The organism is Acidovorax cavernicola (genome assembly GCF_003581445.1).
Genome location: NZ_QXMN01000002.1, coordinates 39,128 through 58,752, shown reverse-complemented (window position 1 = coordinate 58,752; position 19,625 = coordinate 39,128). Strand labels below are relative to the sequence as shown.

The window sequence follows — 19,625 nt, the reverse complement described above, 5'->3', positions numbered from 1 at the left end:
ATGCGCGTCACCACAGAACTGCAGACCGACGCGATCCGCGTCTCGACCTACCGCTGCGATGCGGGCGTCGGCGCGGCGCCTTTCACCGAGATGCACGAGACGCACTCGGTCTCGTACGTTCGCAAGGGCAGTTTCGGTTGCCGCGCGCTGGGCCGCGACTACGAACTGGTAGCCGGCTCCGTGCTGGTCGGCGCCCCGGGCGATGACTACATCTGCACCCACGAACACTTCGCCTGCGGCGACGAGTGCCTGTCGTTCCATTTCTCGCCGGGGTTCGTCGACCTGATCGGCGGCGACCGGCGCAGCTGGCGAGCCTCCGGACTGCCGCCGCTGCCCGAGCTCATGGTGCTCGGTGAGCTCGCGCAGGTCGCGGTCGAAGGCGGCAGCGACGTGGGCCTGGATGAACTGGGCATGGGCTTCGCCAGCCGTTTTCTCGACGTGGTGAAGGGGCGCGGCCAACCCGTGGCGCCGCCGTCGGCCACGCCGCGTGATCGTCGCCGCGCGGTCGAGGCCGCCACGTGGATCGAAGCCCACGCCGCAGGCGAGATCGGTCTGGAAGACGCCGCCGCCCAGGCGGGCCTGAGCGCCTTCCATTTCCTGCGTCTGTTTTCCCAGGTGCTCGGCGTCACGCCGCACCAGTACCTCGTGCGTTCCCGGCTGCGCCGCGCGGCCCGCCTGCTGGCGGACAGCGACCGCTCCGTGACCGAGGTGGCTTTCGAGGCCGGCTTTGCCGACCTGAGTAACTTCGTGCGGACCTTCCATCGCGCGGCCGGTGTGTCGCCGCGCGGGTTCCGGCTGGCGGCCAAGGGCGACCGCAAGATTTTCCAAGACCGCCTGGCCGCGCTGCTTCACGATGACCGCTTGATCCACCCTTCAAGCAGAAAGTCATCGCCATGTACGACCACATCGGACTGAAAGTCAAAGACCTCGCCGTGAGCCGGCGCTTCTACGAAGCCGCGCTCGCGCCGCTCGGCCATGTGCTGGGCTCCCACGACGACAGCTACGCCGGCATCGGGCCGGCCGGCGAACCGGCCCTGTGGCTCTATGCCGCGAAGGGCGCCAAGGGCCCGGGCACGCACATCGCCTTCCGCGCACCCGACCACGCCGCCGTCGCCGCATTCCACAAGGCCGGGTTGAAAGCCGGCGGCACCGACAACGGCGGCGCAGGGCCGCGCGCCGACTACAGCCCGACCTACTACGCGGCCTTCCTCATCGACCCCGACGGCAACAACGTCGAGGCCGTCTGTCCCTGACCTGAAAGGCATCGACCCCATGGCCTCCGTCTACAAGGAATTCATCGTCGAGCGCGATGCGGCGCAGGTGTGGGACGCGCTGCGCGACTTCGGCGCCGTCCACACGCGATTGGCACCGGGCTTTCTCACCGGGTGTGAGCTCGACGGGCAGGGCGCCCGCATCGTCCACTTTGCCAACGGCCTCGTGGCGCGCGAACTGCTCGTGGCCCTCGACGACGAGAACCGCCGCCTGGCCTACACCGTGACCGACGGCAAGGCCACGCACCACCACGCCTCGGCCCAGGTGTTCGCGCACGGCGAAGGCCGATCGCGCTTCGTCTGGATCACCGACGTGCTGCCCGACGGGCTTGCGGCGTACGTCGAGCCCATGATGGCGCACGGCGGCGCCGCGATGAAACAGGCACTGGAGAAGGCCGCCGAACGATGAACACCCCGACACCTGCTGCACCTGCTGCGGGCGAAATTCAGGCCGTCGTGCAGCGCTACGCGCAGGCCTGGGCCGCCAACGACCTGAAGGCCATCGTCGACAGCTACCACGACGAGGTCGTCTTTCACTACTTCGGCCGCAGCCCGCTCGCGGGCACGCACCGGGGCAAGGCGGCCTGTCTCGCGGTGCTCAAGCAGGTGAAGGAGCGAACGAACCGCCGGCTGGTCGCCATCCGCGATGTGCTGGCCGGCGAGCATTTCGGGCTGATCGTCGCCGTCGAGCAGTTCGAGCACCAGGGGCGCCCGATCGAACTGGAGCGCCAGCTGCGCTATGCCGTGAAGGACGGCAAGCTCAGCGAATGCTGGATCTACGACGAAGACCAGCGGTGGGTCGACGAGGTGCTGTCGTCTGACGCTCAGAAGTCTTCGAGCGGCAGTCCCACGTAGTTTTCCGCCAGCGCGGTGGACGCCGCGCGCGAATGCACGAGGTAGTCGAGTTCGGCTTCCTGGATCTTCTGGCCGAAGGCGCCCGTCTCGGGAAAGCGGTGCATCAGCGAGGTGAACCACCACGAGAAGCGTTCGGCCTTCCAGACCCGGCGCAGGCACAGGTCGGAGTAGCGGTCCAGTGCCGAGGCCGACTTCTCGTTGTAGAAGATCTCGAAGGCGCGCGAGAGGTACCCCACGTCGGCCGTTGCCAGGTTGAGGCCCTTGGCGCCGGTCGGCGGCACGATGTGCGCGGCGTCGCCGGCCAGGAACAGCGAGCCGAAGCGCATCGGCTCGGCCACGAAGCTGCGCAGCGGCGCAATGCTCTTCTCGAGCGAAGGGCCGGTCACCAGGCGCTCGCGCGCTTCGGGGTCGAGGCGCGCGCGCAGCTCGTTCCAGAAGGCCTCGTCGCTCCAGTTCTCGACCTTCTCCTCGGTCGGCACCTGCACGTAGTAGCGCGAGCGCGTGGCGCTGCGCATGCTGCACAGCGCGAAGCCGCGCTCGGTGTTGGCATAGATGAGTTCGTGCGACACCGGTGGCACATCGGCCAGCACGCCGAGCCAGCCGAAGGGGTAGACCTTCTCGTAGGTCTGGATCGCATTCGCCGGCACGCTGGCGCGACTCACGCCGTGGTAGCCGTCGCAGCCGGCGATGAAGTCGCATTCGATCTCGTGCGTCTGGCCGTCCTTCTCGTAGCGCACGCGCGGGCGGCCGGTGTCGAAGTCGCGCAGGCTCACGTTGGCCGCGCTGTAGATGGTGGTGAGGCCTTCGGCCGCGCGCGCTTCCATCAGGTCGCGCGTCACCTCGGTCTGGCCGTACACCGTGACCTGCTTGCCGCCGGTGAGGTCGTGCATGTCGATGCGGTGGCGGGCGCCCTTGAACAGCAGCTCGATCCCGTCGTGCGGCAGGCCTTCGGCCTTGGCGCGGGTGTCGACGCCCGCGCGCGCCAGCAGGTCCATCGTGACCTGCTCGAGCACGCCGGCGCGGATGCGGCCCAGCACGTAGTCGCCGCTCTGGCGCTCCACGATGATGTTGTCGATGCCTGCCTTGTGCAGGAGCTGGCCGAGCAGAAGGCCGGCGGGGCCTGCGCCGATGATGGCGACCTGGGTGCGCATGTTCGTGTCTCCGTATGGGTTTTGCGAAGCGTAGGGCGTGGCCGCCGGATTGGCGCACCGCCCGGCGAGGCTCTGTGCGATCATGCGAATGCGTGCGCGATCATCGCGCAACACTTCAGCGAACCACGACCAATGACCATCGCCCGCGCGGATTTCATCGAGGGCATCGCCAAGGGCATGGCGGTGCTCGAAAGCTTCGACACCGAGCGCCAGCGCCTGAACGCCACGCTGGCGGCCGAGCGCGCAGGCCTCACGCGCGCCGCCGCACGGCGCCACCTGCTCACGCTCGCCCACCTGGGCTACCTGGAAACCGACGGCAGCTACTTCTGGATGGCGCCGAAGGTGCTGCGCTTCTCGGGCAGCTACCTGGCCTCGTCGCGCCTGCCGCGCGCGCTGCAGCCCACGCTGAACCGGCTGGCCGCGCAGACGGGCGAGTCGTTCTCCGCCGTGGTGCTCGACGGCGAGGAGGCGGTCATCATCGCGCGCAGCGGCAGTCATACCGCGGGCACGCGGGTGCTGGCCTACGGCCTGCACCTCGGTGCGCGCCTGCCGGCCCATGCGACGTCCACCGGCCGCGTGATGCTGGCCGCGATGAGTGCCGCCCAGCTGACGCAGTGGCTCAAGGGCCGGCATCTGGCGCGGCTCACGCCGCACACCATCACGCAGGCGCGCGCGCTGCGCCAAGAGATCGCGCGCGTGCGCAAGAACGACTACTGCTTTGCCAGCGAAGGACACGAACTCGGCGTGCAGGCGCTGGCCGTGCCGCTGCGCGACATGCAGGGGCACACGGTGGCCGCGCTCAACGTGGTGCTCTCGGGCACGCGCTACCAGGAAGAGACCTTGCAGCGCGAGATGCTGCCGCTGCTGTTCGAAGCGGCGCGGGAAGTGCGCTCTCTTCTGTGATCAGGGTGCGCTGAATTTTCGGCGACAGCGCCGCCTCGAACTCCCGAAACGGACACCACCATGCGACTCCTGCTGCTCGAAGACGACGTGATGATCGGCGAGGCCGTGCTCGACCTGCTGCGGGCCGAGCAATATGCGGTCGATTGGGTGAAGGACGGCGACGCCGCGGAGTCGGCCTTGCGCACCCAGCAGTACGACCTGGTGCTGCTCGACCTGGGCGTGCCGCGCCGCGATGGCCTTGAAGTGCTGCGCGCCCTGCGTGCGCGCAAGCAGCGCATGCCGGTGCTGATCGCCACCGCGCGCGACTCGGTGCAGCAGCGCATCGAAGGGCTCGACGCCGGCGCCGACGACTACGTGCTCAAGCCTTACGACCTCGACGAACTGCTGGCGCGCATCCGCGCCTTGCTGCGGCGTGCGGCCGGACGCGCCGAGCCGGTGTACGAGCACATGGGCGTGAGCATCAACCCCGCCACGCGAGAGGTCGCAGTGAACGGGGAACCGGTGGTGCTGTCGGCGCGTGAATGGGCCGTGCTCGAGCCGCTGCTGGCCCGACCCGGCATGGTGCTCTCGCGCGCCCAGCTCGAAGAAAAGCTCTACGGCTGGAAGGACGAGATCAGCAGCAACGCGGTCGAGGTGTACGTGCACGGGCTGCGCAAGAAGCTGGGCGCTGAGTTGATCCGCAACGTCAGAGGCGTCGGTTACATGGTGCCGAAGGCATGATGCGCCACGTGACGAGGTTGTTCGGCTCGCTGCGCGCGCGGCTGCTGGTGTTCTTGCTGGCAGCCATCGTGCTCGCGGCCGGCGCGCAGGCGCTGGTGGCCTACCGCACCGTGCTCAAAGAAGCCGACGACATCTTCGATTACCACATGCAGCAGATGGCGCTGTCGTTGCGCGCAGGCTTGCCGCCGAGCGCTGCGGTGGGCGGGCTTGGCGGCGCGGAGCAGAACTTCGATTTCGTGGTCCAGGTGTGGACCATCGACGGCGTGCGCATCTTCGAATCCGCAGAGCAGGCGGCGCTGCCGCAGCTCGCGGTGTTGGGCTTTGCCGATGTGCGTGCACGCGGCACGACCTACCGCGTGTTCTCGATGCAGACGCGCGGCCTCGTGATCCAGGTGGCGCAGGACATGGCGGCGCGGCGGCACATGGCCGGCTCGCTCGCGCTGCGCACCATCGTGCCCGTGGCGTTGATGGCGCCGCTGCTGATGTTGGTCGTGTGGTGGGTGGTGAGCCTGTCGCTGGCGCCGGTGGCGCGCGTGCGCCGGCAGGTGGCCTCCCGGCAGGCCGACGACCTCTCGCCGGTGAGCGAAGAGAACCTGCCCGAAGAGGTGCGCCCGCTGGTGCAGGAACTCAACCTGCTGTTCGGTCGCGTGCGCCATGCCTTCGATGCACAGAAGCACTTCGTGGCCGATGCCGCGCATGAACTGCGTTCGCCGCTGGCCGCCCTCAAGCTGCAGGTGCAGGGCCTGCAACGCGCGCCCGACGATTCGGCGCGCACGCTCGCCGTGAGCCGGCTCTCGGCCGGCATCGACCGTGCGACGCGCCTCGTCGAGCAGATGCTGGCGCTGGCCCGGCACGAGGCCAGCATGGCTGCGGGCGCGAAGCCCGAGCCGGTCGACTTGGCCGAAGTGGCGCGCCTGGCGATCTCCGATGCGGTGGCGGGCGCGCAGGTCCGGCGCATCGACATCGGCGTGGCGCAGGCCGACGCCGGCACCACCGTGAGCGGTCAGCCCGAGGCGCTGCGCATGCTGCTGCGCAACCTGATCGACAACGCCGTGAAGTACACGCCCGAAGACGGGCGGGTCGACGTCGGCATCGTGAAGCTCGCCGACGCGGTGGAGCTGCGCGTGGACGACAGCGGCCCGGGGCTGCCCGAAGCCGAGCGCGCGCGCGTGCTCGACCGGTTCTACCGCTCGGGCGAGTCGCAGGCGCCGGGCAGCGGCCTGGGGCTGGCCATCGTGAAGTCGATTGCCGATCTGCACGGGGCCACGGTCGCGCTGGCGGCGTCGCCGAGCCTGGGCGGGCTGCAGGTGCGCGTGCGTTTTCCGACCGATCCACCGGCCGGAGCCAGCGTGGCGGCTTAAGCGACGCCTAAGCCAGGGCCGCGACATTCCTTTCATCGTGTTTGCGCTGCGGCGCATGGATTGAAAGGAATCGAAGAATGAAAGCCTCCCTGACGTCTCCCCGTGCCCTCGTGATCGCGCTGGCCAGCGCCGGCGTGATCGGTGCCGTCGGCGCCGGTGCCTACACCAGCGCCCGTGCCGTGGGGGCTCCGACCACCAACGCCGTCGCCACGGCGCCGGCCGCCATGGTCACGCTGCCCGACTTCTCCACCATCACCTCGCGCGACGGCCCGGCCGTGGTCAACATCAGCGTGACCGGCACCGAGAAGGTCTCGGACGACGACGACACCATGGCGCAGCTGCAGGGCATGGACCCGGACGATCCGATGTTCCAGTTCTTCCGCCGCTTCCAGGGGCAGATGGGACCGCGCGGCCAACAACAGCAGCGCGCCGTGCCGGTGCGTTCGCAGGGCTCGGGCTTCATCGTCGACCCGAGCGGCATCATCATGACCAACGCCCACGTGGTGAAGGACGCGAAGGAAGTCACCGTCAAGCTGACCGACCGCCGCGAGTACCGCGCCAAGGTGCTGGGCGCCGACGCCAAGACCGACATCGCGGTGCTCAAGATCGACGCCAAGAACCTGCCCGTGCTCGCGCTGGGCAACACCAAGGACCTGAAGGTCGGCGAATGGGTGCTGGCCATCGGCTCGCCCTTCGGTTTCGAGAACACCGTGACGGCCGGCGTGGTGAGCGCCAAGGGCCGCACGCTGCCCGACGACAGCTACGTGCCGTTCATCCAGACCGACGTGGCCGTGAACCCCGGCAATTCAGGCGGGCCGCTGCTCAATGCGCGCGGCGAGGTGGTGGGCATCAACTCGCAGATCTACAGCCGCAGCGGCGGCTACCAGGGCGTGTCGTTCGCCATTCCGATCGACGTGGCGGTGCAGGTGAAGGACCAGATCGTCGCCACCGGCAAGGCCACGCATGCGCGGCTGGGCGTCGCGGTGCAGGAGGTGAACCAGGCCTTCGCCGATTCGTTCAAGCTCGACAAGCCCGAGGGCGCGCTGGTCTCGAACATCGAGAAGGGCGGCCCCGGCGACAAGGCCGGCCTGAAGGCGGGCGACGTGATCCGCAAGGTCGACGGCCAAGCCATCGTGTCCTCGGGCGACCTGCCGGCCGTGATCGGCCAGCAGGCGCCGGGCAAGAAGGTCACGCTCGAGGTGTGGCGCCAGGGCGAGCGCCAGGAGCTGCAGGCCAAGCTCGGCGATGCGAGCGACAAGCCGGCCCAGGTCGCGAAGGCCGACACGACGGCGGGGCAGGGCAAGCTCGGCCTCGCACTGCGCCCGCTGCAGCCGCAGGAGCAGCGCGCAGCTTCGGTCGACGGCGGCCTGCTGATCGAGGACGTGGCCGGCCCCTCGGCGATGGCCGGGGTGCAGGCCGGCGACGTGCTGCTGGCGATCAACGGCACGCCGGCCAAGAGCCTGGAGCAGGTGCGCCAGGCGGTGGCCAAGGCCGACAAGTCGGTGGCGCTCCTGATCCAGCGCGGCGAAGACAAGATCTTTGTGCCGGTGAGGATTGGGTAAGCCCCCAGGCTTCGCGCACTTCGTGTCGCTTCGCCAACCCCCTGTCGGGGGCAGCACCTGCGGCCCGGCAAAGCCGGTTCCGCGGTACTCCACGAAAGATCCTGATTCCGAGCCTGAGCCGATATCCGACATGGCGTCTTCCGAACGGAGCCTCTCGGCCCACATCCTGCCCACGTCGGCCACGATGATCGGCGTGTGCATGACGGTGATGTCCATCGGGCATCTCGGTCCGCGCGACGACATGCGGCTTCTGATCGACCGCCTGCTGGCGGTTGACGCGCTGGTCTTCCTGGCCAGCGCGTTGCTGTCTTTCATCTCGATGCGTTCGCGCCGGTCGGGCGCACGGCTGGAGGCCTGCGGCGAGGTGGTCTTCATCGCGGGCCTCGGGCTGCTCGCGCTGGGCGCGGTGACGCTGGCGTTCGCGCTGCGCTGAAAGGGTTCGGTGTCAGGCCGGCGCGCAGGGCCAGTCGAGCCGTATGCGCGTGCCGCCGGCTGCCGCGTCCACGGTTTCGATCTGCAATCGCGCGCCGATGGACTGGGCGCGCGTGCGCATGTTGGCGATGCCGTATCCCGTGCGTGCGCCGTCGGCCGATGCCGAGGGCAGGCCGCGTCCGTTGTCCGTGAGCACGATGCGCACCAGCGGCGGTGTTTCGTCGCCGTGCCAGCTCGCGTGCATCACGATGCGCGAGGCGCGCGCGTGCTTGAGCACGTTGGTGAAGGCTTCCAGCAGGATGCGCTGCAGCTGCAGGGCCGCCTGTGCCGCGAAGGGCTCCAGCTGCGGAATCACTTCCACGTCCCACACCAGTTCGATGCCGGCGGCGTCCAGCCGCGGCTGCAGGCGGTAGCGCAGCGTGGCGAGCACGGTGGTGAGGTCGTCGTGCATGGGCTGCAGCGAATCGACGGCCATGCGCATCTCGTCGAGGGCGAGCTTCACGTGCTCCTCGACCACATCGCGGTCGGGTGCGGGCTGGTTCACCACGTTGAGCAGGCCCACCAGCTGCGAACCCACGCCGTCGTGGATCTCGCGCATGATGCGCTGGCGTTCCACCAGCACGGCCTGTTCTTCCTGCTGCTTGCGCACAGTCTCGAAGGCGCCGCGCAGTTGTTCTTCGCGCTCGGCGACGCGCGCGGCGAGGTTGGCGTTGAGCGAGCGGTAGTCGGCCACGGTGCGGCTGTAGCGCTCCACCACGAGGCCGGCCAGGATCATCACGAAGAAGAAGATCGCGTGCGAGGTGAGCGTGTAGTAGGCGCCGCCGAACAGACCCATGCGCACCAGCAGCAGGTCGTGCGCGCCCGCCAGGATGGCCAGCGTGCCTGCGGCCATCAGCACGCCCGCGATGCGACGCCGCGCCACCAGCGCGCCGTGCACCACGTAGGGCAAGCAGATGGTGCTCGTGACCTGCAGGATCGCCAGGCCCGTGGTCCACAGCACAGGCAGTGCAAAGGCAAAGGAGGCGCAGGCCAGCGCCACCGACAGCGCCAGCGAGCCGTAGATCGAGCGCACCAGCCAGGGCGGGTTGCGGTCGAGCACCAGCAGCACGAAGCGCGCGATCAGCCCGATGTGGAAGGCATAGCAGACCGCCACCACCGCGCCCCACAGCGGCCAGGGCACCAGCCCTTCGGTCAGCACGCGGTCGAGGTTGCGCGCCACGCCCGAAAGCGCGGCCAGCGCGAAGCAACCGTAGAGCGCATCGCGCTGGCGCAGCCACAACCCGGCGGCCAGGCCACCCATCAGCAGCAGGCTCACGGCGTAGACGATGGCCGAGGTGTTACGCCAGTTCTGCTGCGAACGGTGCAAAGGGGCCAGGGATGCCTCAGGGCCGTAGAGCACGCTGGCGAGTCCGCCGCCGCGCTGGCGTTGCATGGTGGCCTGGATGTGCAGCTCCTGAGCCTGACCGTTGCCGCGCCGCAGCGCCGCGGCCAGCGGAATCAGCAGGTTCGCCTTGCCGGCGTCGTAGGCCGGATCGCCGAGCGTGCCGTAGTTGGCGACCAGCGCACCGTTGAACCACACGGCCGCCTGGTTGCCCAGGCCCGACATCAGCAGCGCTTGCGCGTCGTCTGCGCGTGCAGCGTCGGCGGGCAGTTCGATGCGGTAGCTGGCCTTGCCGCCGCGCCCCGGAAACTCGTGGTCCCAGCGGAACGGCAGTTCCACCTGCCGCACCTGCGGCGGCAGGCCGTCGGGTTCGAGGCTGGCTTCGGCCCATCGGACTTCGGTGCTTCCCGGCGGGGTTCCGGCATGGGCGAAGGGGGCTGTGGCGGCCAGCCAGCACAGCAGTTGCAGGAGCAGCAGGGCGCGCAGGCGGCCAAGGCCAAGAGACGGGGCGGGACGGTTCACACGGCTAGGAAAGCCGGCCTGGAGGACGGGGCGCCAACGCTGATTCCGAGGGTGGGGGCGCATCCAGCTTGCCGTAGATGTTGCGGATATGGGTTTGAACCGTCGACGCAGAGACTCCCATCTGTGCGCCGATTTCAGCATAGGTGAAACCACGAGAGACCCGGTCGAGCACCTCGGCCTCGCGCGACGAAAGATGCCCGGGCGCGCCGTCGGAGGCCTGCCAGCGGCGCAGCAGCTGCCGCGCGATGCCCGGCGGCAGCGGGGAGCCGCCCGCGCCGAGGTGGCGCACGTGCGCGGCCAGGTCGGCCTCGGTGCCGTCCTTGAGCAGGTAGCCGCGCGCGCCGGCCTCGAAGGCCTGCACCATGTGGGTCTCGTCGCCGAAGATCGTGAGCACCATCACCGCGCAGGCCGGCTGCATGCGGCGGCACTGGCGGATCACCTGCAGGCCGGGATGGTCGGGCAGGCCGAGGTCGACCAGCAGCACGTCGACCGGGTTGTCCGTGAGCCAGTTCAGGATGTCGACCGCGTTCGAGGCGCTGAAGGCCAGCGCCAGCGACGGGTCGGCGCCGATCACGCGTGCGATGCGCTCGCGCATGCCGCTGTCGTCCTCGACCACGGCGACCTGGGTGGCGGTCAGAGGCATGGCGGGCTCCCGCAGGCGAGACCGTGGCCGAGGCGCATGGGCAGATCCGTTTCCGTTCGGAGGTTGCAAGTGCCGCAAGCCTATCGACGGGGATCGGGGGCGCCCATCCTATAGACGGGGGAGGGAGGTACCCTGGCGGCGCGCGATGGTGTCCAGACGTGTGGCGACTTGCGCCACGTGCTGCACGAGTTCGGCGGGCGACTCGATCTCGATCTCGTGGCCCAGGCAGCCGAGCCACACGGACAACGCGTCGAGCGAGCTGGCGCCGGTGACGATGCGCGTGCGGCCCGCGTCGACGACCTCGGGCACGCCGCCCACCCAGCCCAGGTGCGGCTCCAGCGCGGCGAGCGGCGCATGCACGACCACGCGCGCGTGATGCAGGTAAGGCGAGACCTTGAGCGCGTGTTCCATGTAGGCCTCGACATCGCCCAGCGGCAGGCGGCGTGCGGCAAAGCGTGCGCCCGTGGGCTCGGCGTCGACGATGCGGTCGAGGCGGAAGGTGCGCCAGTCCTGGCGCGCCATGTCCCAGGCCAGCAGGTACCAGCGCGGGCCGGTCTGCACCACGCGGTGCGGCTCCACCGTGCGCAGCGTGACCGTCTGGTGGTGGTCCTGGTAGCCGAAGCGCAGCTCGCGCCGCTCGGTGCAGGCCTCCGCGAACATCGACACCGCCTTCACGCGCACGCCCGAGGTGCCACGCATCACCGGCACCACCGAGGCGCGGACGCTGCCCAGGCGGCGCCGCAGGCGCGGCGGCATCAACTGGTCGAGCTTGGCAAGGGCGCGCATCGAGGCGTTGCCGATGTCGCCTTCGCCCGTGCCCGCGTGGCCGAGCGCCAGCGCCACCGCGATGGCCTCTTCATCTTCGAGCAGCAGCGGAGGCAGGGCACTGCCCGCGCCGAGCCGGTAGCCGCCGGCCACGCCCGAGGTGGAATCGACCGTGTAGCCGAGGCTGCGCAGCCGGTCGACGTCGCGACGCAGCGTGCGCTCGGTGATCTCCAGCCGCTCGGCCAGGGCGGCACCGGTCCATGCGCGCTGGGCCTGGAACAGCGCGAGCAGGCGAAGGAGGCGGGCGGAAGCAGACAGCATGGGCGCATCATGCCTGCGATCGAGGACAGAATCTGTCCGCAATAGGTCGTAGCCTTGGGTTTCCTCCACTCGTTTCCACGGACACCGACCATGAAGAAGACCTATCACGGCAGCTGCCACTGCGGCAAAGTGCGCTTCCAGGCGCTCATCGACCTCGCCGAGGGCACCGGCAAGTGCAATTGCTCCATCTGCATGAAGTCGCGCGGCTGGGGCACCATCGTCAAGCCGGCCGACTTCACGCTGCTCTCGGGCGAGGAAGACTTGTCGCGCTACCAGTTCGGCTCGTTCAGCGCCGAGCACCTGTTCTGCCGGCACTGCGGCGTCAAGTCCTTCGGGCGCGGCAATGTGCCGGAGATCGGCGGCGCGTACGTCAGCGTGAACGTGGCCTGCCTGGACGACGCGACGCTCGAAGAGCTGTCGACCGCGCCCGTGAACTACATGGACGGGCGCAACAACAACTGGTTCGAGGCGCCGGCCGAGGTGCGTTACCTCTGAGCGGAGGGCCGGGGTTCAGGCCGGGTCCATGCCGTGCCGGCGCTTCGAGCCGGCGCTGTCCGGCGACGTCATGAAGTCGAGCAGGGCCCGCACCGCGGCCGGCTGCGCCCATCCGATGCCTGGCGCGGCCGAGAAGGTCGTGAGGATCTGGACCTCGGGCGGCAGCGGCCCGAGCAGGTCGATGCCCTCGACGCCGATCAGCTCGCTCATCTGCTGGAAGCCCAGCGACGCATCGCCGCGCGCAACCAGCGTGCCCACCGCGACACCCGGCGGCGCTTGCACCAGGCGGTCTTGCAGCGTGTCGGCGAGACCCCAGCGTGCGAACAGCGCGCTCAGCGCGACACCGCTCGGCCCCGTCGAGTATCCGATGCGATCGGCCCCGAGCACTGCGGCGCGCAGCGCCTGGGCAGTCGAGATGACGGGCTTCGGCGCTCCTGCGCGCACCGCGACGCCCACGCCCGAACGGACGATGTCGGCCTTGCCCGACGCATCGAGCCGGCCCGCGGCGGCCAGTGCATCGATGGCGTTCGAGGCCAGCGCCACCACGTCGAAGTCTTCGCCCGACGCCACGCGCCGTGCCGCATCGACGCCACCGACGGCCTCGAAGGTCACCGGCACGCCCGTGCGTTGCGTGTGCAGGGCTCCAAGTTCTTCCAGCAGGCCACGGGTGGCCATCGAGCACAGGCCTCGGATCGGTGCGGTCATGGCGGGATCTTCGGCTCAGTCGGGCTTGATGCCGGCATCGCGGATCAGTTGTCCGTAGCGCGCCGCTTCGCTCTGGAGCAGCTTCTCGAACTGCGTGGCCGGGCCCGGCAGCGGCCCGCCACCCGCGGCGGCGAGCTGGTCGCGCACCTCGGGCGATTCGAGTGCCTTCTGCACCGCCTCGTGCAGTTTGGTGGCCACGGGTTTCGGTAGGCCGGCGGGCGCGACGAAGCCGTACCAGACGCTGGCCTCGAAGCCCGGAAAACCCGATTCGGCCACGGTCGGCACGCCCGGCAGCACCGCCGATCGTTCGGCGCTCATCACCGCCAGCACCTTCAGCTTGCCAGCTTTCGCGAGCGGCAGCACCTCGAGTGCGTTGACCGCCACCACGTCGACATGCCCGCCGAGCACGTCGGTGAGCGCCTGCGCGCCGCCCTTGTAGGGCACGTGGCGCAGCGAGATGCCGGCCGTGTGCTGGAACAGCTCCATCGCCAGGTGCGGCGTGGCGCCGTTGCCCGGTGTGGCGATCGTCACGCCGCCTGGCTTCGCCTTGGCGGCGGCGACCAGTTCGGGCAAGGACTTGATCGGCGCGCCGTCGCGCACCGCGAACACCACGGGCACTCGGCCTACCGACGCCACGGGCGTGAAGTCGCGCGCCAGGTCGTAGGGCGCGGGCTGGTACAGCGAGGGGTTCACGGCGAGCGCGTTGGCCGCGAGCAGCAGCGTGTAGCCGTCGGGCGGGCTCGAGGTCAGCGCTTTCACCGCGATGTTGGTGCCGGCGCCGGGCCTGTTCTCGACGATCACGGGCTGGCCCAGCACCGCCGACATGCGCTGGCCGACCGAGCGCGCGATGGCATCGACCGCGCCGCCGGCGCTGTAGCCGACGAGGATCTTCACGGGGCGCGACGGGTAGGCATCGGCGGCGGCTGCGGGAAGCGTGGAGAAGCCGAGCGCGAGCAGGGCGGTCAGGGTGAGAAAGCGGCGTGTGTTCATGGTGATTTCGAGGAGAGCGAGGAGGCGGGCGATGAGGTGTCCCAGGTCTGCGGCGCGGCGTCCTTGCCCGCCACCGAGTACAGCGCGCCGGGCGCGTTGCGGGTCTGCTGGAAGGCTTCCAGCGTCTGGCCGCGCATGGCGGCGTAGATGTGCAGGTTCGATACACCGATCACTGCGCCGAGCTTTTCCAGCATGAAGAAGATCACGCCGTAGTGGATGAGCCCGCGCCAGTCGCGCGCACGCACGAGTGCACGCTCGTTCGGCGTCAGGCCCGCCGCTTCGAACGCGGCTTCCTCGTCGGCGAGGAAGTGCGCGCGGTGTTCGGGGCGCGTCATGCCGTGCAGGAACCTGTTCAGGCGGTAGGCGCGCACGCTGGTCTCGAGTGTGAACGGGTGCGTGCCCTCCAGCGCCTCGATGCCGGCCAGTTGCTCTTCCACGTGGCGCTGGTGCCGCCGCACTTCGCCGGCGACCGGCGGGCTTGCCAGGTTTTCATAGATGGCGGTGGCAATGCCTGTCATTGACGGCAGGTAGTAGCTCTGGTGCGTCTTGCGCACATTGGCCGACAGCGCGCCGCGCATCACCAGCCACATGATCACTTCCGCGCCTTCCATGCCGCCGAGCGTGGCCAGCTCGGCCTGTGTCATCTCGGTGAGCCGAACGGGGTCGTTCTCGATGAGGTCGAGAAACTGCGCGTCCCATGCCGTGTTGTTGAAGCCCGCGCGCTCGCCGTGCACCTGGTGCGACAGCCCGCCAGTGGCGACGATGGCGACCTTCAGGTCTTCGGGGTAGCTTTCGATCGCGCGGCGCAGCGCCTGCCCGAGCTTGTAGCAACGCCGCGCCGACGGCACGGGCGACTGCAGCACGCCGACCTGCAACGGGATCACCGGCGTCGGCCAGTCGGGCGTGTGCGGGCACAGCAGCGACATGGGCGAGAACACGCCGTGGTCGAGTGCGCGGTCCTGGAAGAAGGACATGTCGAATTCGTCCGCCACCAGCGAGCGGCCGATGTGCTGCGCGAGCGCCGGATGGCCGGCCAGCGGTGGCAGGTCGCGTGCGCCGCCGCCTTCGTCGGCCACGGCATGCCGTTCACCCACGCCGAGCGAGAAGGCCGCGTAGTGGTCGAAGAAGAACGAACTCACATGGTCGTTGTAGATCACGAAGAGCACGTCGGGCTGGCGCTCGGCAAGCCAGCGCTGCACCGGCGCAAAGGCCTCGAAGATGGGCGCCCAGACCGGGTCCTGCTGCTTGTGCTTGTCGACTGCGAAGCCGATGGTGGGCGTGTGCGAGCACGCGACGGCGCCGATGATGCGAGCCATGACCGTGTGCTCCCGTCAGTCGATGTAGCGCAGGCCCGCCTTGGCGAGCGGTTCGCGCATGGCGTACATGTCCAGGCCGAGTTCGCCGGCGGCGAAGCGGGCGCGCTTGGCCGTCTCGTTCGCCTCGCGGGCCTCGGCCGCGTCGGCCACCGCTTGCGCACGCGCGGCGGGCACCACGACCACGCCGTCGATGTCGGCCACGATCACGTCACCCGGGTGCACCAGCGCGCCCGCGCACACCACCGGCACGTTCACCGCGCCCAGCGTGGCCTTGATCGTGCCCTTGGCATGGATGGCGCGGCTGAACACCGGAAAGCCCATCGCGTTGAGATCGCGCACGTCGCGCACGCCGCCGTCGATCACCAGGCCCCGGCAGCCGCGTGCCTTGAACGAGGTGGCGAGCAGGTCGCCGAAGAAGCCGTCGGTGCTGTCGCTGGTGCAGGCGGCCACGACGACGTCGCCGGGCTGGATCTGCTCGGCCGCCACGTGCAGCATCCAGTTGTCGCCCGGCTGCAGCAGCACCGTCACGGCGGGCCCGCAGAAGTGCGCGTCGGGGTGGATGGGGCGGATGCGCGGCTGCATCAGCCCGAGCCGGCCGAGCGCTTCGTGCACGGTCGAGACGCCGAAACGGGAGAGTTGGCCGACAGCGGCCGGATCGGCGCGCGTGATGTGGCGATGGACGACGCCCAGTTGCGGGATGGAGTGGGACATGGTCAGAGCCCTTTGGCGGTGAGTGCGCGATCGAGGCGCGGATAGACACGGCGCGCGTTGGCCTCGAACACCTGATGGCGCGTCTGCGCGTCGAGCATCGGTGTCGCGTCGATGTAGCGGCGCGTGTCGTCGAAGAAGAAGCCGGTCTCGGGATCGATGCCGCGCACCGCGCCGATCATCTCGCTGGCGAACAGGATGTTGGCGACCGGAATCACGCGCGTCAGCAGGTCGATGCCCGGCTGGTGGTAGACGCAGGTGTCGAAGAAGATGTTGTTCAGCAGATGGTCCTGCAGCAGCGGCTTCTTCAGCTCCTGTGCCAGGCCGCGAAAGCGCCCCCAGTGGTAGGGCACCGCGCCGCCGCCGTGCGGGATCACGAAACGCAGCGCCGGGAAGTCGCGGAACAGGTCGGACGTGAGGCACTGCATGAACGCGGTGGTGTCGGCGTTCAGGTAGTGCGCACCGGTCGTGTGAAAGCAGGCGTTGCAGCTCGTGCTGACGTGCACCATGGCCGGAATGTCGTGCTCGACCATCTTCTCGTAGAGCGGGTACCAGTGGCGGTCCGACAGCGGCGGCGAAGTCCAGTGCCCGCCCGACGGGTCGGGGTTGAGGTTGATCGCCACGAAGCCGTACTCGCGCACGCAGCGCTCCAGCTCGGGAATGCAGCTGCGTGGGTCCACGCCGGGCGACTGCGGCAGCATCGCTGCGCCGATGAAGCGATCGGGGAACAGCGCGCTCACGCGAAAGCAGAGTTCGTTGCAGATCGCGGCCCAGGTCGACGAAGTCTCGAAGTCGCCGACGTGGTGCGCCATGAAGCTGGCGCGCGGGCTGAAGATCGTCAGGTCGATGCCGCGCTCCTTCATCAGGCGCAGCTGGTTGCCCTCGATCGATTCGCGCAGCTCGTCGTCACTGATCTTCAGGTCGGCGACGCGGGGCCTGAGCGCGGAGTCCTTCAGGCCGGCCATCTGCTGGTTGCGCCAGGTCTCCAGCGCCTTCGGGGCGGTGGTGTAGTGGCCATGGCAGTCGATGATCATGTGCAGCCCGTGGGTCGTGTCTCGAAGTGGTCGAGTGTGGTGGCCTATGCCGGAACGTGGGCTGAGTTCGGGTTGGATTGCCATCAGACTTTTTTATCGATAAGGTTTGATCCAGGGCTTGGCCCTGCATTTCTTCCAGCTGAAGAGGGCAAAAGATCCGCGCATGGACCCAAGAGAAAAAGTTATCGAAAATGTGAATGGCAGTGCACTCGGTGGTGCGCTCGGCATCAACCTGCGGCATCTGCGCGCCTTCTCCGCGGTGGCCGCCTCCGGCAGCATCGCCAGGGCTGCCGACGAGCGGCTGTATCGGGTGGCCTCGGGCGTCACGCGTGCCATCTCCGAACTCGAGCACGCGCTCGGCCGACCGCTGTTCGAGCGCCGCGCGCGCGGCATGGCGCTGAACTCCTGCGGCGAACTGGTGCAGGTGCGCGCCCAACGGATCGAGCGTGAGTTCGAGGAGGCGCGCACGCAGCTCGTGACGCGCGGCGGCATCGGCGCGAACGCCGACCTGCCGTCGCTGTTCGCCTCGATCCTCAACGGCCGGCGGTTGGCCGTGATTGCCGGCCTTGTCGAGCAACGGAACATGCCGGCGGTGGCGCGCGAATTCGGCATCACCCAGCCGGCCATCAGCCGCGCGTTGAAAGACCTCGAAGGCGGGCTCGGCGTGGCATTGCTGGAGCGCCAGGCGCGCGGACTGCGGCCGACGCCGGCCGGCGAGATCGTGGCCTTCCATTTCAGGCGCGTGCTGGCCGAACTGCGCCACATCGGCCCGGACATCGCCGCCAGCGAGGGCTTGCTGCAAGGCAGCGTGACCGTCGGCGCGTTGCCGCTGGGCCGCACGCAGATCCTGCCGCTGGCCATTGCCGCGCTCGTTGCACGCCACCCCGGGCTGCACGTGGCGACGGTCGAGAGCCCGTACGACGCGCTGGCGGCCTCGCTGCGCAGTGGCGATGTCGACTTCATCTTCGGCGCGCTGCGCAGCCCGACGCAGGCCAGGGACCTGCAGCAGGAGCCGTTGTTCGAAGACCGCATCTCGGTGATCGCCCGCGCCGGCCACCCGCTCGCGCGGGCTGCGCGCATCGACTTCGACGCCTTGCGGCAGGCGAGCTGGGTGCTGTCGCGGCACCACACGCCCTCGCGCGAATTGCTCGAACAGTTCTTCTCGGCGGCCCGCGAGGTGCCGCCGGTTCCCACGGTCGAGACCGGCGACCTGGCCGTGCTGCGCGGGCTGCTGCTGGAGAGCGACATGCTCACCGCCATCTCGGCGCACCAGTTGCGCTACGAGATCCGCGACGGCAGCCTCGTCGTGCTCGACTTTCCGCTCGACCGGACACGTCGCGAGATCGGACTGACGCAGCGCCGGGGCGCGTTTCCGTCGCCGGGTGCGCGCGCGCTGATGGACGAGGTGCGGGCGGTGGTGGCGCGGTCTGCGGACTTCCGCGCAACCGCGTTGCCGGGCGCTACCGGGTAGCGTCCATGGTTTCGGCAGAGAATGCCCGTTGCTTCACCTGCGAATGACACCAATGAACGACGAACTGGAAGCCCGCATCCGCTCGGGCCAGGCCCTGTCCGAATCGATGGGCAACTTCCACGTGACCGGCTGGGACGCCGAGCACAAGACGCTGAAGGCCGCCTTCACCGTGCGGCGCGAGTATTGCCACACGAACGGCACGATCGCCCAAGGCGGCTTCATCACCGCCTGGCTCGACGCCGCCATGGCCCATGCCGTCATGTACGACACCGATCAGACGCAGACGGTCTTCAGCCTGGAGATCAAGGTGAGCTTCTACGAGAAGGTCGGCCCCGGTGAAGGCCGGGTCGAAGGGCGCGTGATCCGGCGCGGCAAGCGCGTGGCGTTTCTCGAGGGCGCGCTCTACAACGCCGATGGCAAGCTGGCCGCGGAGGCCACGTCGACGGGGATGCTGGCCAGCCTCTAGGCCGCCCTGGCCTGGGCCTGGATCTCCCGGATCACCGCTTCCTTTTCGCGGTTGTAGACCTGGGGATCGGCCGGGTCGATGCTGTGGGCGCGGTCCTTGGCTTCTTCGTACTTCTTGCGCAGGTCCGGACGTCGAGCGAGGACCGCCATGAACGCCAGCGAATCGGCATGCACCGGGTCGCCGCGGTGGCAGATGTGGAGGTTGACGTTGAACCTGCGACCCTCGTGGAGAACGGACGCGCAGACGTAGGGCTTCTCGTCGGTATCGACCCACACAGGGCGGCGGTGAAATCCGATGGCTTCGAATTCCGCCTGGGCCTCGCGCAGGTTCTCGCGCTGCGTGAGGGCCGCGATGTCCACCATCGGCTTTCCTCGCAAACCGACGATGGCGGTGCTTCCGATGTGCACGAGTTCCACGCCTTCGAGGCGCGATTGCGCGTGCTGCTGCACCTGCGCGAACACCTCGGCATACGCCGGGTCGTAGGGCAGGATGTGGCGCTGTTCCAGGCTTTCGTCGAAGGCGAGGAGCTTCATCGTTCGGCCTTGTCTGGTGA

At 69.2% G+C, this 19,625-nt stretch carries 22 protein-coding genes; 12 read left to right on the top strand and 10 right to left on the bottom strand.

Annotated elements, in window-relative coordinates; translation table 11 throughout:
* Genes D3H34_RS03105 through D3H34_RS03090 form a run of 4 tightly spaced genes read left to right on the top strand, consistent with a single transcriptional unit; the run spans window position 1 to window position 2,126 of the window.
* Window positions 1–915: a helix-turn-helix domain-containing protein gene (locus D3H34_RS03105; protein WP_119551998.1), complete on the top strand. Its 915-nt coding sequence runs from the start codon at window positions 1–3 to the stop codon at window positions 913–915.
* Complete coding sequence (locus tag D3H34_RS03100; protein WP_119551997.1) at window positions 894–1,253, top strand: VOC family protein; 360 nt, start codon at window positions 894–896, stop codon at window positions 1,251–1,253. The genes D3H34_RS03105 and D3H34_RS03100 overlap by 22 nt, the downstream gene beginning before the upstream one ends.
* A gap of 19 nt (window positions 1,254–1,272) precedes the next feature.
* Window positions 1,273–1,680 carry an SRPBCC family protein gene (locus D3H34_RS03095; RefSeq protein WP_119551996.1) on the top strand — a complete coding sequence of 136 codons (408 nt, stop codon included), beginning with the start codon at window positions 1,273–1,275 and terminating at the stop codon, window positions 1,678–1,680.
* Window positions 1,677–2,126 carry a nuclear transport factor 2 family protein gene (locus D3H34_RS03090; RefSeq protein WP_119551995.1) on the top strand — a complete coding sequence of 150 codons (450 nt, stop codon included), beginning with the start codon at window positions 1,677–1,679 and terminating at the stop codon, window positions 2,124–2,126. Before D3H34_RS03095 ends, D3H34_RS03090 begins: the two co-directional genes overlap by 4 nt.
* On the opposite strand, the gene pobA is transcribed toward D3H34_RS03090, so the two are convergent.
* Window positions 2,096–3,277 carry a 4-hydroxybenzoate 3-monooxygenase gene (gene pobA / locus D3H34_RS03085; RefSeq protein WP_119552235.1) on the bottom strand — a complete coding sequence of 394 codons (1,182 nt, stop codon included), beginning with the start codon at window positions 3,275–3,277 and terminating at the stop codon, window positions 2,096–2,098. The two genes, D3H34_RS03090 and pobA, sit on opposite strands and share 31 nt — an antisense overlap.
* 132 nt (window positions 3,278–3,409) lie before the next feature.
* Between pobA and D3H34_RS03080 the strand changes: the two genes are divergently transcribed.
* The 5 genes from D3H34_RS03080 to D3H34_RS03060 all read left to right on the top strand — a co-directional run bounded on the left by D3H34_RS03080 (window position 3,410) and on the right by D3H34_RS03060 (window position 8,256).
* The gene (locus D3H34_RS03080) at window positions 3,410–4,180 is read left to right on the top strand and encodes an IclR family transcriptional regulator domain-containing protein (RefSeq protein ID WP_119551994.1); all 771 of its coding nucleotides are present in this window, start codon (window positions 3,410–3,412) and stop codon (window positions 4,178–4,180) included.
* Window positions 4,181–4,240: 60 nt separating this feature from the next.
* Window positions 4,241–4,900, top strand: a complete 660-nt coding sequence (locus tag D3H34_RS03075) for a response regulator (RefSeq protein ID WP_119551993.1) — start codon at window positions 4,241–4,243, stop codon at window positions 4,898–4,900.
* Between the two features lie 8 nt (window positions 4,901–4,908).
* Entirely contained in the window at window positions 4,909–6,261 is a 1,353-nt protein-coding gene (locus tag D3H34_RS03070) for an ATP-binding protein (RefSeq protein ID WP_434057672.1), read from the top strand.
* Between the two features lie 77 nt (window positions 6,262–6,338).
* Complete coding sequence (locus D3H34_RS03065; RefSeq protein ID WP_119551991.1) at window positions 6,339–7,823, top strand: DegQ family serine endoprotease; 1,485 nt, start codon at window positions 6,339–6,341, stop codon at window positions 7,821–7,823.
* A 130-nt stretch (window positions 7,824–7,953) separates the two neighbouring features.
* The gene (locus tag D3H34_RS03060; protein WP_119551990.1) at window positions 7,954–8,256 is read left to right on the top strand and encodes a hypothetical protein; all 303 of its coding nucleotides are present in this window, start codon (window positions 7,954–7,956) and stop codon (window positions 8,254–8,256) included.
* A gap of 12 nt (window positions 8,257–8,268) precedes the next feature.
* Here D3H34_RS03060 and D3H34_RS03055 read toward each other — a convergent pair whose 3' ends face one another.
* The 3 genes from D3H34_RS03055 to D3H34_RS03045 form a co-directional block, all read right to left on the bottom strand.
* Window positions 8,269–10,158, bottom strand: coding sequence for a sensor histidine kinase (locus tag D3H34_RS03055; protein WP_286185407.1), 1,890 nt, complete (start codon window positions 10,156–10,158; stop codon window positions 8,269–8,271).
* A 4-nt stretch (window positions 10,159–10,162) separates the two neighbouring features.
* On the bottom strand, window positions 10,163–10,801 hold the full coding sequence (locus tag D3H34_RS03050; RefSeq protein WP_119551988.1) for a response regulator: 639 nt from the start codon (window positions 10,799–10,801) through the stop codon (window positions 10,163–10,165).
* A 108-nt stretch (window positions 10,802–10,909) separates the two neighbouring features.
* Window positions 10,910–11,887, bottom strand: a complete 978-nt coding sequence (locus tag D3H34_RS03045) for a helix-turn-helix transcriptional regulator (RefSeq protein WP_119551987.1) — start codon at window positions 11,885–11,887, stop codon at window positions 10,910–10,912.
* Window positions 11,888–11,977: 90 nt separating this feature from the next.
* On the opposite strand from D3H34_RS03045, the gene D3H34_RS03040 reads away from it, so the two are divergent.
* Window positions 11,978–12,382: a GFA family protein gene (locus tag D3H34_RS03040; RefSeq protein ID WP_119551986.1), complete on the top strand. Its 405-nt coding sequence runs from the start codon at window positions 11,978–11,980 to the stop codon at window positions 12,380–12,382.
* A 15-nt stretch (window positions 12,383–12,397) separates the two neighbouring features.
* On the opposite strand, the gene D3H34_RS03035 is transcribed toward D3H34_RS03040, so the two are convergent.
* From D3H34_RS03035 to D3H34_RS03015, 5 genes are read right to left on the bottom strand one after another with little or no spacing between them, the layout of a single operon-like run.
* The gene (locus D3H34_RS03035) at window positions 12,398–13,087 is read right to left on the bottom strand and encodes a substrate-binding domain-containing protein (protein ID WP_119551985.1); all 690 of its coding nucleotides are present in this window, start codon (window positions 13,085–13,087) and stop codon (window positions 12,398–12,400) included.
* 15 nt (window positions 13,088–13,102) lie between these two features.
* Window positions 13,103–14,077 (bottom strand): Bug family tripartite tricarboxylate transporter substrate binding protein, encoded by a 975-nt coding sequence (locus D3H34_RS03030; RefSeq protein WP_119551984.1) that lies wholly within the window; start codon window positions 14,075–14,077, stop codon window positions 13,103–13,105.
* On the bottom strand, window positions 14,074–15,393 hold the full coding sequence (locus D3H34_RS03025) for a gallate dioxygenase (protein ID WP_119551983.1): 1,320 nt from the start codon (window positions 15,391–15,393) through the stop codon (window positions 14,074–14,076). Before D3H34_RS03025 ends, D3H34_RS03030 begins: the two co-directional genes overlap by 4 nt.
* Window positions 15,394–15,408: 15 nt before the next feature.
* Window positions 15,409–16,104, bottom strand: a complete 696-nt coding sequence (gene ligK, locus D3H34_RS03020) for a 4-carboxy-4-hydroxy-2-oxoadipate aldolase/oxaloacetate decarboxylase (RefSeq protein WP_119551982.1) — start codon at window positions 16,102–16,104, stop codon at window positions 15,409–15,411.
* 2 nt (window positions 16,105–16,106) lie between these two features.
* Entirely contained in the window at window positions 16,107–17,135 is a 1,029-nt protein-coding gene (locus tag D3H34_RS03015) for an amidohydrolase family protein (protein WP_119551981.1), read from the bottom strand.
* 193 nt (window positions 17,136–17,328) lie between these two features.
* Between D3H34_RS03015 and D3H34_RS03010 the strand changes: the two genes are divergently transcribed.
* Together D3H34_RS03010 and D3H34_RS03005 are read left to right on the top strand one after the other, a co-directional pair.
* Complete coding sequence (locus D3H34_RS03010) at window positions 17,329–18,606, top strand: LysR family transcriptional regulator (RefSeq protein ID WP_286185406.1); 1,278 nt, start codon at window positions 17,329–17,331, stop codon at window positions 18,604–18,606.
* A 52-nt stretch (window positions 18,607–18,658) separates the two neighbouring features.
* Entirely contained in the window at window positions 18,659–19,072 is a 414-nt protein-coding gene (locus tag D3H34_RS03005; protein ID WP_167481110.1) for a PaaI family thioesterase, read from the top strand.
* Here D3H34_RS03005 and D3H34_RS03000 read toward each other — a convergent pair.
* Window positions 19,069–19,605 (bottom strand): GrpB family protein, encoded by a 537-nt coding sequence (locus tag D3H34_RS03000; RefSeq protein WP_119551978.1) that lies wholly within the window; start codon window positions 19,603–19,605, stop codon window positions 19,069–19,071. The genes D3H34_RS03005 and D3H34_RS03000 overlap by 4 nt on opposite strands.
* Window positions 19,606–19,625: the final 20 nt, after the last annotated feature.

Coding starts and splice junctions, on each gene's coding strand:
- D3H34_RS03100 (WP_119551997.1), top strand. CDS start 894: ATGTACGACCACATCGGACTGAAAGTCAAAGACCTCGCCGTGAGCCGG.
- D3H34_RS03040 (WP_119551986.1), top strand. CDS start 11,978: ATGAAGAAGACCTATCACGGCAGCTGCCACTGCGGCAAAGTGCGCTTC.
- D3H34_RS03015 (WP_119551981.1), bottom strand. CDS start 17,135: ATGATCATCGACTGCCATGGCCACTACACCACCGCCCCGAAGGCGCTG.
- D3H34_RS03050 (WP_119551988.1), bottom strand. CDS start 10,801: ATGCCTCTGACCGCCACCCAGGTCGCCGTGGTCGAGGACGACAGCGGC.
- D3H34_RS03000 (WP_119551978.1), bottom strand. CDS start 19,605: ATGAAGCTCCTCGCCTTCGACGAAAGCCTGGAACAGCGCCACATCCTG.
- D3H34_RS03005 (WP_167481110.1), top strand. CDS start 18,659: ATGAACGACGAACTGGAAGCCCGCATCCGCTCGGGCCAGGCCCTGTCC.
- D3H34_RS03105 (WP_119551998.1), top strand. CDS start 1: ATGCGCGTCACCACAGAACTGCAGACCGACGCGATCCGCGTCTCGACC.
- D3H34_RS03065 (WP_119551991.1), top strand. CDS start 6,339: ATGAAAGCCTCCCTGACGTCTCCCCGTGCCCTCGTGATCGCGCTGGCC.
- D3H34_RS03035 (WP_119551985.1), bottom strand. CDS start 13,087: ATGACCGCACCGATCCGAGGCCTGTGCTCGATGGCCACCCGTGGCCTG.
- D3H34_RS03025 (WP_119551983.1), bottom strand. CDS start 15,393: ATGGCTCGCATCATCGGCGCCGTCGCGTGCTCGCACACGCCCACCATC.
- ligK (WP_119551982.1), bottom strand. CDS start 16,104: ATGTCCCACTCCATCCCGCAACTGGGCGTCGTCCATCGCCACATCACG.
- D3H34_RS03090 (WP_119551995.1), top strand. CDS start 1,677: ATGAACACCCCGACACCTGCTGCACCTGCTGCGGGCGAAATTCAGGCC.
- D3H34_RS03080 (WP_119551994.1), top strand. CDS start 3,410: ATGACCATCGCCCGCGCGGATTTCATCGAGGGCATCGCCAAGGGCATG.
- pobA (WP_119552235.1), bottom strand. CDS start 3,277: ATGCGCACCCAGGTCGCCATCATCGGCGCAGGCCCCGCCGGCCTTCTG.
- D3H34_RS03060 (WP_119551990.1), top strand. CDS start 7,954: ATGGCGTCTTCCGAACGGAGCCTCTCGGCCCACATCCTGCCCACGTCG.
- D3H34_RS03045 (WP_119551987.1), bottom strand. CDS start 11,887: ATGCTGTCTGCTTCCGCCCGCCTCCTTCGCCTGCTCGCGCTGTTCCAG.
- D3H34_RS03075 (WP_119551993.1), top strand. CDS start 4,241: ATGCGACTCCTGCTGCTCGAAGACGACGTGATGATCGGCGAGGCCGTG.
- D3H34_RS03095 (WP_119551996.1), top strand. CDS start 1,273: ATGGCCTCCGTCTACAAGGAATTCATCGTCGAGCGCGATGCGGCGCAG.
- D3H34_RS03030 (WP_119551984.1), bottom strand. CDS start 14,077: ATGAACACACGCCGCTTTCTCACCCTGACCGCCCTGCTCGCGCTCGGC.